This window comes from Nostoc sp. WHI (assembly GCF_015714725.1).
Lineage (GTDB): Bacteria > Cyanobacteriota > Cyanobacteriia > Cyanobacteriales > Nostocaceae > Nostoc.
The window spans coordinates 1-10,509 of sequence record NZ_WBKM01000084.1 but is presented as its reverse complement, the minus strand read 5'-3'; the positions used below and the strand labels follow the sequence as shown (position 1 = coordinate 10,509).

11 protein-coding genes are annotated in these 10,509 nt (G+C 42.3%); 7 read left to right on the top strand and 4 right to left on the bottom strand.

Annotated features, from left to right (window positions below; translation table 11 throughout):
* Positions 1 to 589: 589 nt before the first annotated feature.
* The 6 genes from F8S12_RS08585 (at position 590) to F8S12_RS08560 (ending at position 7,361) form a co-directional block, all read left to right on the top strand.
* Positions 590 to 1,576 (top strand): hypothetical protein, encoded by a 987-nt coding sequence (locus F8S12_RS08585; RefSeq protein ID WP_196515885.1) that lies wholly within the window; start codon positions 590 to 592, stop codon positions 1,574 to 1,576.
* Entirely contained in the window at positions 1,561 to 2,496 is a 936-nt protein-coding gene (locus F8S12_RS08580; RefSeq protein WP_196515884.1) for an AAA family ATPase, read from the top strand. Before F8S12_RS08585 ends, F8S12_RS08580 begins: the two co-directional genes overlap by 16 nt.
* Positions 2,483 to 3,919, top strand: coding sequence for a hypothetical protein (locus F8S12_RS08575; protein WP_331001369.1), 1,437 nt, complete (start codon positions 2,483 to 2,485; stop codon positions 3,917 to 3,919). The genes F8S12_RS08580 and F8S12_RS08575 overlap by 14 nt, the downstream gene beginning before the upstream one ends.
* Positions 3,916 to 6,021, top strand: coding sequence for a CHASE2 domain-containing protein (locus F8S12_RS40445; protein WP_230967888.1), 2,106 nt, complete (start codon positions 3,916 to 3,918; stop codon positions 6,019 to 6,021). Before F8S12_RS08575 ends, F8S12_RS40445 begins: the two co-directional genes overlap by 4 nt.
* A gap of 62 nt (positions 6,022 to 6,083) precedes the next feature.
* Entirely contained in the window at positions 6,084 to 6,275 is a 192-nt protein-coding gene (locus tag F8S12_RS08565) for a DUF3368 domain-containing protein (protein ID WP_196515883.1), read from the top strand.
* 42 nt (positions 6,276 to 6,317) lie between these two features.
* Positions 6,318 to 7,361, top strand: coding sequence for a caspase family protein (locus tag F8S12_RS08560; RefSeq protein WP_196515882.1), 1,044 nt, complete (start codon positions 6,318 to 6,320; stop codon positions 7,359 to 7,361).
* Here the strand turns inward: F8S12_RS08560 and F8S12_RS08555 are convergent.
* Together F8S12_RS08555 and F8S12_RS08550 are read right to left on the bottom strand one after the other, a co-directional pair.
* Entirely contained in the window at positions 7,358 to 7,936 is a 579-nt protein-coding gene (locus F8S12_RS08555; protein ID WP_196515881.1) for a hypothetical protein, read from the bottom strand. The two genes, F8S12_RS08560 and F8S12_RS08555, sit on opposite strands and share 4 nt — an antisense overlap.
* A complete protein-coding gene (locus tag F8S12_RS08550) occupies positions 7,929 to 8,558 on the bottom strand; it encodes a ParA family protein (protein ID WP_196515880.1) in 630 nt (209 codons plus the stop codon). The genes F8S12_RS08555 and F8S12_RS08550 overlap by 8 nt, the downstream gene beginning before the upstream one ends.
* 219 nt (positions 8,559 to 8,777) lie before the next feature.
* On the opposite strand from F8S12_RS08550, the gene F8S12_RS41575 reads away from it, so the two are divergent.
* Positions 8,778 to 8,900: a hypothetical protein gene (locus F8S12_RS41575; protein ID WP_269144784.1), complete on the top strand. Its 123-nt coding sequence runs from the start codon at positions 8,778 to 8,780 to the stop codon at positions 8,898 to 8,900.
* Positions 8,901 to 8,950: 50 nt separating this feature from the next.
* Here the strand turns inward: F8S12_RS41575 and F8S12_RS08545 are convergent, their stop codons facing one another.
* Both F8S12_RS08545 and F8S12_RS08540 read right to left on the bottom strand, forming a co-directional pair.
* On the bottom strand, positions 8,951 to 10,018 hold the full coding sequence (locus tag F8S12_RS08545; RefSeq protein WP_331001368.1) for a PDDEXK nuclease domain-containing protein: 1,068 nt from the start codon (positions 10,016 to 10,018) through the stop codon (positions 8,951 to 8,953).
* Positions 10,019 to 10,188: 170 nt separating this feature from the next.
* A partial coding sequence (locus F8S12_RS08540; protein WP_196515888.1) for a transposase occupies positions 10,189 to 10,509 on the bottom strand: 321 nt, incomplete at its 5' end.

Sequence of the window (10,509 nt, the reverse complement as noted above, 5' to 3'; positions counted from 1 at the left end):
TTCTTCCAGACCACTCCTCGATATTTTTCAACTCTAAAAGTTTCGTTACATCCTCTTTAAAATCTGATAATGAATCGGCAAAATTTAGATTTGCATATATGTTTTTCTCCATAAAAGTAGATACTTCCTATTTCAAAACTATTCCTGAAAAGAAATTTTACCTTTTTTATAGTCGCAACAATGTACAGAAACCTCGTTTTTAGCACAGGTTGTGTCTTCTAACGAATATTACTCAGGTCATTGTATTAAATGTTTAATATGTACGTAAGAGTTTATTAGCGATCGCTCTCCAGGTGGGGTTATCTCACAAAATCGCATTGCTCCCGTTGTGCTTCTGTATTGTTTAAAAAAGGTAAATTTTTGCACAGCTTCAGATTTCATCACTTCACCAAGTTAATAAACAAAAATATCTTTATACTAAGTCTGTTAACTGGTAAATTTCTAAAAGAATAAAATGTATAAGTCATATACTATAGCGTCAGAATGATGTTTTAGCTATTTCAGCTATTGAAACAGAATGTAATTAACTGAATTTCACCTCGCTAATCTGGAGTATTGAGACAACATTTTTGGCTCAAAAAGTAACTGGATGTCCACTGAGCAGCACCTACACTACAAACGCCAGGCATTACAAGAACCGTATGACCTAGTAGCCAAGAAGCTAATACGGTTACGTTGTGATTATGCGATCGCAGCAGATACTCTCATTCGCTTCCAATTAGAAAAGCAAATTCAACAAACTGAAGCTGAACTAAACGAATTGGATCAGCAGCTTGGTGATCTGGAACGAGCTTTATCTAGTGGAAGAGTGTATCGTGCTTTGTTGAAATTGGGCTATCGAGAGCAGACGCGAGCATTTCGGAGATTTATTGAGACTCATTCAGTAGCAGCTTTTCTAATCCACGGTTCACTGTACTATGGTCAGCGCTGGTTGTTAAATCGTTTAGTAGTACAAAATGTCCCCAATATCATGACGGGAAAGGTTGTGCGAATTGAACTCAGTCGCATTGCTCGGAGGAGTGACAGTGCTGCTTTGTGGCGTGAACTTGGTGGTAGAGTTGGTCTAGGTAGGCAAAGCTCAATTCCTGAAATTGCCGAACGAGTTTATCAATGGTGGCGAACTCAGAATGTTCTGTTAATTTTATATGATGTCGATTGTCTTTCGGAAACTCTTTTAGACGAGCTGATCCGAGATTTTTGGTTATTATTAGCGACTAAAGTTAATACGGATAGCCCGCAAGCGAGTCAATTCAAATTATTAATGTTCCTGGTAGATTATGATGGCTGCGTAGGTAGTTGGAATATTCCTTTTGTAGAACGGCTCGACCCTACTTGGAAGCCAGATAACCCTGTGAAACTGCCTGAGATTAACCAATTTTCTGACGATGAACTGACTAACTGGCTAGAGTATGCAGCAGACGAATTGCCGATTAAACTGATAGATCAGTTAGATGAAACAGTACAAATAATACTGAAAAACAGTGATAATGGCATTCCAGAAACCGCATTGTGCGAAATTTGTCAACTGTCTGGCTGTAATTGGTATGATGAAGAGGAAAAATGGTTAAGGCTGTAGGCGGAAAAGTCTTGGAATATACAGGTAAAGTGCAGCCCCAACTAGGAGAAAGGGGGGCGAACGGACATCTGTTATATCCGTATTTGCCTAATCCTGAACTGGTAGAAGCAGTCAACTTAGCGATTTACTTGGAACGTCCCTTACTGCTTAAAGGTGAACCGGGATGCGGTAAGACTCAACTTGCAAGTGCAGTTGCCTACGAGCTAGGTTTGAACTTGGAAGCTTGGTATGTCAAATCCACTAGTCGAGGGCGGGATGGCTTGTATAACTACGATGCAGTTGGACGGTTGCGGGATGCCCAGCTAGCTGCTTCTGGTCGCCTGAGAGCAGAACAAATCCAGCGAATTGATGACCCAACTACATATATACGCTGGGGGCCTGTGGGACGCGCATTTCAGCAAGAAAACCGCACTGTCGTACTGATTGATGAGATTGATAAAGCTGATATTGACTTTCCCAACGACCTGCTGCTGGAATTAGATGAGCGGCGATTTATTATCGAGGAAACAGGTCAGGAAATTGAAGCAAAGGCAGCCCCGATTGTTTTGATCACTAGCAATGATGAGAAAGATTTGTCAGATGCATTCTTGCGTCGGTGCTTGTTTCACTATGTTGAATTTCCTAGTCGTGAGCGGTTAATACAGATTGTTAACGCTCTGTTTCCTACTTCACCTCAAGCTTTGGTGGATAAAACCATAGTTCGCTTCCTACTGCTGCGGGAAGAAATGCGAAAAGATAAAGGGGAGGCTGGCAAGAAAGTCAGCACCAGTGAACTAATTGACTGGTTTCGCGTTCTGCGTCGGTATCCTCAAGATGAGGCTTTGGCAAAACTGGATGGCAAGATACCTTATGCTGGCGTGTTGCTGAAAAGTTGGGATGACCATATACGCTATTTGAGACAGAGCCGTGGACGTGAATGATTTGCCTTTACTGGAACTGTTCACTAAGCTGCGCGAAGCTGGCTTACCACTAGGTATTGATGAGTATCAGTTAATTTTACAAGCCATGCAAGCTGGCTTTGGAATTAATGATCAAGCTGCTTTGAAGCGTCTGTGTCAGACTTTGTGGATCAAATCTACAGAGGAAATGCAGTTATTTGAGTATCATTTTGAGCAAATGATGAGCAGTGAGGCTGTTTTGGCAACCTCGCCAACATCTACTATGACAAATCGGCAGCATCAGCTTTCTCAAATAACTCGCTATGTAGCTTTAGCGGGAGCTTGTATTATAGGAGTCGGGATTATTTGGGGGATAACAAGCAGAAATCAAAATCAGACTACCAAAGATTCAGCAATTCCATCTCAGGTGCCCGGATTAATTAATCCAACTCCAACTCCAGGAACTAATCCTAGTGCGACTACAGCACCGCAGACGAATCAAATCCAGAACGAGAGTAATTGGAAAACGATCGCCCCATTTATAAGTCTAGCTTTTAAAGTAGTTGGAGTAGGGTTAGCTTCCGGATCTGTCTTAACTACTATATATACAATTATTAGATGGCTGACTGAGCGACTATCTAAACAAACAGCCAATGATGATAGCTCCCTTCTCCAAGCAACTACAGACTCAAATATTTCTTCAAGTTTGACTCAAGTAATTGAAGATGAAGTGCAAGTCGCTCAATTAGTTTTGCAAGCAACCAGCAAGAATGACCAAAATTCTTACAATCAGTTTATTCTTTCTTTCGACTACCTACCTGTAACTCAACGGCAGATGAAGCAGATGTGGCGGTACTTGCGCCGGATGATCCGGGAAGGTGTGCCAACTGAATTGGATGTGGAAGCAACAATCAAACAAATTGGATACCAAGGCACTTTTTTAGAACCTGTAATCGTACCGCGTCGGGTAAACCGAACTGAATTGCTGTTACTTATTGACCAAGATGGGTCAATGATACCATTTCATTCTCTATCACAACGCTTGGTAGAAACTGCTCTTCGGGGAGGACGCTTAGGAAGATCCAATATCTATTACTTTCATAACTGTCCAGTAGAATATCTTTACCAAGACCCTAATCATCAACAAGCTGAACTGATTGAAAATGTTTTAGTCCAATTGCGTCAAGAACGAACTGTTGTACTCATCTTTAGTGATGCAGGTGCGGCTCGTGGTGGTTTTAATCCAGAACGTATTGATTTAACTGGGGCATTTGTGAAACAACTTAAGCAATATGTTCGCTATATTGCATGGCTGAATCCAATGCCGCAATCGCGTTGGCTTGGTACTACATCTGGAGAAATTGCCCATCTAATCCCGATGTATGAAGTCAACCGCCGAGGTATGCAGGACGCAATTGATGTCTTGCGCGGACGCTCTCCGAACTTTGAGGAGCGAATAAAATGAGTAAAATCAAACCTGAAGTTGCTAACCGACGCATTGAGTCTTTTAAAAAACGTTTTGGAAAAGCTCACTTATATTTAGCTTATCATGCGGCTTTTCCCTTAGCGCTCACACCCGATTTGTTATATCGTTTATGGGCTAACTTCCAGCGAGATATTCATGGTCAAGTGCTAAATATCCCTTGGGTAAGTGTAGCGGATCTGTTGCTTTCTAGCCTGTGTAATGAAGTTGCGTATGAACTCTATGAGATGGATTTACCAATACGAAAGGAATTGCTTAAATGTTTGAAGGAAGACCCACATTTTGGTAAACAGCGACTTGATGAACTTGCTAACTTTCTACTCGATTACATTCACCCGCAACTACGTAACGATGATCCTGATATTCAAGACCTTGCCCAAGCTCAACGATGGGCCGCGTTAGCTTATGTACTTCCTAGTGAAGCAGTTCGCGAACTAGCATTGACTTTATCAAAATTAGATCAAAATCGAGATCAAGTAGAAATATTACGATTAGCTTCATTAGTAGAAACAGTTGGCGAATCACTAGCAGAATTTGAGCCATTATTAATATACCTTCGTGGAATGGAAAGCTTAATTCGTGATGATTTAGAAAGCGCAAAAACTCAGTTTGCAAAATTTTATATTTATCAAAATCAAATCCAGTTAGCTGGAATAAATTTACTCATTCCTGAAAAAATCATCAAAGTAACTGAGCATTCTATAAATAACGTTAGCAGGTCGGAAAAACAAAAAACTCAGACTTCAATTATTAAAACATTTAGTAGCCAAGCAGCAAGTAGACAAAAGTTAATTAACAATCGCGAAACTTCATCTAGCAGATTGAACTTTAGACTAATTTTTGTAAGTTTGCTTATGACAGGTTTTGTTGCAGGGATTAGATGGTTGGGAATACTGGAAAATATAGAAATTTCAGCTTATGACCAGATGATGCGATCGCGCCCTGCGGAAGGACTTGATCCCCGACTATTGATAATCACAATTGACGATGACGATCTGGCAATTCAAAGACAAAATGGTGAGTCTTTCATCGGAGCTTCTATTTCCGAACAATCTCTCAATAAACTCTTAGCAAAACTGAATCAATACCAACCCCGAGCGATCGGCTTGGATATCTACCGAGATTTTCCGGCCAAAGAGCCAGATTTAATTACTCGTCTCCAGCAAACTCAGAACTTGATTGGAGCTTGCAAGGGAAGTGATTCCACAATAAACATTGAAGGGATTAAGCCGCCGCCAGAAATCCCTACAGAAAACCTGGGATTCAGTGACTTTATTTACGATCGCGATGGAGTGATCCGTCGGCATCTTTTGTTCATGAACCAGGAGACTACATCGTTGTGTTCTGCTCCTTATGCATTCAGTTTACAACTAGCCTCCCTCTACTTAGGAATTCAACCAAAGTTCACCCCTCAAGGGAATTTGCAGCTGGGTAAGACTGTTTTTCCAAATTTGAAATCTCGCACTGGCAGCTATCAAAATATTGATGCTAATGGCGGTCAAATCTTACTCAACTACCGTTCCTCAAAACAAGTAGCCGAACAGGTAAAGCTAACGCAATTTTTATTTAGTCCAGTTAACGCCAGCGCTATCAAAGACCGGATTGTTCTGATTGGTGTGGTGGCGAAGGGAGATTCTCCAGACACTTGGTCTACACCCTATGGTGCTACTTTAGATGAGCAAATGCCAGGAGTGTTAGTACAAGCCCACATGGTCAGCCAAATCCTTAGTGCTGTCCAGGATGGGCGGCCATTGCTGCGGGTTTGGACACTGTGGCTTGAGGTGGTCTGGATGTGGGGCTGGTCTGTAATCGGGGGAGTCCTGGCTTGGCGCAAGCTTTCGTTACCCTGGTTGGCGTTGGGAATCGGTGTTACTTCTAGCGTTTTGTATGTAGTTTGCTTTGGTCTGTTAATTTCGGGTGCTTGGGTGCCTTTTGTACCGTCGGCTTTATCGCTCGTAGCTATGGGGGGTTTGATGTCAATTTATAATAATTCAAAAACAAAAGTGCGGGTGGGAAATGGGGAACAGGGAATGGGGAGTGGGGAAAAAGCAAGGGAGCAGGGAGCAGGGGAGAAGTTGCGTTAAGTTTTTCCCCTCTGCCCCTTGTGCCCAATCTAAAATCTAAAATCCTATGAGGTCAGGTTTCTATGAATTCAAAATTATTAGGGATTCTCTTGGTAGCTAAACATAGAGGTTTAATTCCTGCTGTCAAACCAGTGATAGATGATTTAATGACTGAAGCGGGTTTTCGAGCCAGTCTTCAGCTTTATACTGAGATTTGGAATGCAGCAGGAGAATATTATTACCATAAAAACTTCATGTTTACACACTACTCATAAATCTATAAATTAAAAAAGGCGATCGCATTCCTCACCCACTGTATGACAAACCAAACTTTTACCAACGGTTATGCATTACTTATTGGCGTAGGTGCTGATTTACCAGTCACAGTCAAAGATGCAACGGCTATACAAGATATACTGATTGATAGCGATCGCGCCGCCTATCCATCAGAACAAGTCATACTGCTAACCGAAACCTCTGCAACTCGGCAAAACATCCTCGCAGCTTTTGACCAAATCATCGCCCAGGTTAATCAAAATCCTGATGCAACTGCGATCATTTACTACTCTGGTCACGGTGGACGCATCCAGCGCACCAATGAATACTTCCTTGTACCATTCGGCTATGACCCCAGTCAACGCGCAGACACAGCTATCTCAGGTGTAGAATTTACCCAAAAAATTGAAGCAATTACAGCGCGTAAACTCGTAGTTTTATTAGATTGCTGTCATGCTGGTGGCGTTCCAGTTTTGAAGGAACCAGGGGAAACCTTTGTAAAATCACCCTTATCACCAGAACTATTAAATGTGCTAGGAACGGGAAGCGGTCGAGTTGTGGTTGCTTCTTCACGAGAAGACGAATATTCTTACACCGGTCAACTCTACAGTGCTTTCACTGATTGCTTACTAGAAGCCTTGCAAGGGAAAGCAACGGTGAATAAGGATGGCTATGCACGTATTCTTGATATTTTAGTTTACTTGTTTGACCAAGTACCCAAAAGAGCATCAGGGCCGCAGCACCCGTTTGTAAATAAAGTGCTGGAATTGGGCGATAACTTTCCCCTTTGTTATTACGCTGGTGGAAGTAAATTTTTATCTGGTGAAGCAGCAACTATTGAAACTAGTCCAGTTTCTACTAGCTTAACTCCTGGACAACGACGGCGATCGCAGCAGAAACTAGACGCACTTCAGGTAGAATTTGACATCCGCAGCCAGAAAGTAAAGCGGATGCGGGCAGATTTTGCGATTGAGGCTGGAACCGCAGTTAAGTTTCAATTAGAACAGCAACTTCTTGATGAAGAGGCAAAACTGGCGCATCTTGGTAATGAACTAGAGAAGATTGAGTCTGCATTGCAACCTTAATCTGTAACTCTGTAAGTTTGGTACTCTGAAACTTCCAGATTAAATGACCTTCGTAGTTCTTCTTCAGTAGTACCCTCAAGCAGATCAGCTTTACTAAGCAGCAAATCTATCGCTACACGTATCAAAGTATTGTCTGTAAGTCGCTCACTACTCTTACCCTGTTTTTTTCTATTTAGTTTTCGTGTCAGGTCGGTAAGTGCATCAATCTGATCTTGTCTTAACCGCGCCTCCTTACGTTCCAATTTTAAATACTTCGGTTGATTGTAACTCTGTAAGTTTGTATCTTCCGAAGTTTGTACTTCTGTAAGTTTTTCGGAATCAAGGTCTACCTTCCCTTTGTTCCCTACGGCAACATCCAGTGACATGACAGAGTTTGTAACCTCCGAAGTCTGTAAGTCTGTAGCTTTCGTAGTTTGTAGTTCTTCGGAATCAAGGTCTATGTTCCCTGTGTTCTCGGCATCAACTTTTACCGGAGTTTCAGAGGTTGTATTTTCCGAAGTCTGTAAGTCTGTAGCTCTGGTTTTTTGAGTTTCTTCTTGGACAAGATCAGATAAACGACGACGTGCTTTAGCCATGAGCATTTACCTCTCTAAGAAGCTCATCAGCAATACGTCGGTAATCCCCTTCGGCTTCACGAGCTACTTTTGTGCGAACTTGAGTAATTGGTACGCCATCTAGCGCGGCTTGTTCATGAATAGCGTAAGCCCTTATAAACCCGTTAAATGCCGGAATACCTGCTTGCATTAGTGCTTGCTGTGCATCAAGTGCCTTACCCAAACTACGAGGATCAACACGGGTTAATAGAACTCGAAACTTAACTTTTGCTGGCATGATCGTTGCCTGTACAGTTTCAATCAGCGCTTTAAGATCCATTGGGGCTGGAGGAGATGGCAGCAAAACAAAATCAGCAGCATCAATAGTAATCTTAAGTGCGTCAAAGTGGAGTGCCGGAGGAGTGTCCACGATTATAAAATCAAACCCTTGCACCTTTTTAAGTTTTAACAACTCATTCGTGCCTGTTTCCTTGGCTATTTCAAAATCTCGCTCATTACGCTCTGTCCACCAAGTTGCAGAACCTTGAGGATCTGCATCTACTAACAATACTTTTGATTTCTCAGCGAGAATAGCTGCTAAGTTGACGCTAGTCGTTGTCTTAGCTGACCCTCCCTTCCCGTTTACAACAGCAATAATACGCACACTTTAACTCCGTAACTGAAAAATATCTGTAAGTTTGGTTATTTGTAACTCTGTAAGTCTGTTATTAAGTGAAATACGAACTTACAGAGTTTGTATCAATAATACGCCGCATTTAGAGGATTTTCTGAAACTACGCCAAGGCTGGAGAATAGCAGTGATGGCTGCGACGATCGCAGTTGGACTGTTGTCTGTGCAGAAATTGAAGCGAAGAACTTAGACTTGAAAGCTGTAAATCCCAACGCCAATGTTGAGGAAGATGCACGCACCCCAGAAGAACTGTTGGACTTTATTGAACACAAAGGGCTAGAAGTTACCGATGCCTTACCAATTTTGCAGCGTTGATTCTGCAAAAAAAATAACTGCAATTGTGGCGGAACATGTGCGGATGTACCCTAATCTGCAATCCGGCTTGGCTCTTGTCTTTCAAGTTCGGCAGCAGCCGTATCTAGCTCCATCTCAAGTTGTTCAACCATAGGGAGGATACTTTTAAGCTGTTCTGGAACGTCTCTTCCTATCCTGTGTGTGGAAACGCCGATAGGTTGTGTCATCCCTTGCAGTGCGAGTTCGGCAACAGTCTTGTTTTTAGACTTGCAAAGAATGATGCCGATAGTAGGTTGATCATCAGGATGCCGCAGAATAGCGTTCACTGCTGACACATAAAAGTTCATTTTTCCAGAAAATTCTGGCTGAAATTCCACCATTTTAAGCTCGATAATGACAAAGCAGCGCAGCTTGAGGTGATAAAACAGGAGATCAAGTCTGTATTCCTGTCCGCTAACCTCAATAGGATACTGGCTTCCCACAAATGAGAAACCTGTTCCCAGTTCCAAGAGAAAGTCACGAATGCGATCCACTAGCGCCCGCTCTAAATCCCTTTCCTGCGCCTCTTGAGTTAAAGTCAGGAAGTCAAAATTATACGGATCTTTGATAAGCTGTTGAGCCAGGTCGGATTGTGGTTTAGGCAAGGTCTGTCCAAAATTGGTGACTGCACTCCCCTGGCGTTCATAAAGACGGCTCTCAATCTGCATCTCCAGGATGGCGCGGCTCCAGCCGTTTTCAATGGTTTGCTGGATGTACCAAACTTGCTGCTCCGGCACTTTCACGCGATCCAGCAAAACGCAGTTATGCCGCCAGGGAATTTGTCCACCAAGCTGGTGGACAAATGACTCATCCGGGTAGGCTGACGCGAAAGCCCGCATATAAAGCAGGTTTGTACGGGAGAAACCCTTTATATCCGGGAACTCCCGTTTTAAATCCTTGGCTATGCGCTCAATTACTTTAGTTCCCCACCCTTCATCCTGCTGGCGTTGTAAAATTTCCTTACCGATCTGCCAATAAAGCAGCACTAATTCTTGGTTAACAGCAAGTGCCGCCCGCATTTGCGCGGTGCGAACGCGCTGTTTAAGCATGTTTAGAAAAGCGTCATAGTTGCTCAGTTCGGGAAAAAGGGAATCGGTCACGGTGAAGAACTTGTCGGGCGGTTACTGTATTTTACATTAACTGTAGTAACCGACTGTGTGAAATAGGAAATCATTTATACGTGTTCAACACTTAAAACCTAATGCTTTATGCATCGCATACCTGATAGGAGTTACACTCCTAGAACTTACGCATTGACAGAAAAGTGATACTATGCAGTAAATCCCAACTTCTGTGATAGGTGTTCTAAAATAAAGTCACGAGCTACTTGAAGAGATAAATTTCTTTGGAGTTCATACCAATTTTCAATTAACTCTTCTACCCGCATTAATTCTAATTGTGTAAAAGCTCGAATTGCGCTAAAAAAGTGAGTTCTAATTGCCTCAGATGTCCTCACCATAAATCGACCAATACCACATACTTGTTTAATCGCTCTGTGGTAGCATTCAATCCCCCAATGAATTGAATGTAATGTTTTAAATTCTGTTTGGCTAATTCCAATTAGTGCATTTTCTTCAGGTATATATATCAT

Excerpts from the sequence above, each read along its gene's own strand:
- F8S12_RS08585 (WP_196515885.1), top strand. The coding sequence starts at position 590 with ATGTCCACTGAGCAGCACCTACACTACAAACGCCAGGCATTACAAGAA.
- F8S12_RS08565 (WP_196515883.1), top strand. The coding sequence starts at position 6,084 with ATGAATTCAAAATTATTAGGGATTCTCTTGGTAGCTAAACATAGAGGT.
- F8S12_RS08560 (WP_196515882.1), top strand. The coding sequence starts at position 6,318 with ATGACAAACCAAACTTTTACCAACGGTTATGCATTACTTATTGGCGTA.
- F8S12_RS40445 (WP_230967888.1), top strand. The coding sequence starts at position 3,916 with ATGAGTAAAATCAAACCTGAAGTTGCTAACCGACGCATTGAGTCTTTT.
- F8S12_RS08555 (WP_196515881.1), bottom strand. The coding sequence starts at position 7,936 with ATGGCTAAAGCACGTCGTCGTTTATCTGATCTTGTCCAAGAAGAAACT.
- F8S12_RS08580 (WP_196515884.1), top strand. The coding sequence starts at position 1,561 with ATGGTTAAGGCTGTAGGCGGAAAAGTCTTGGAATATACAGGTAAAGTG.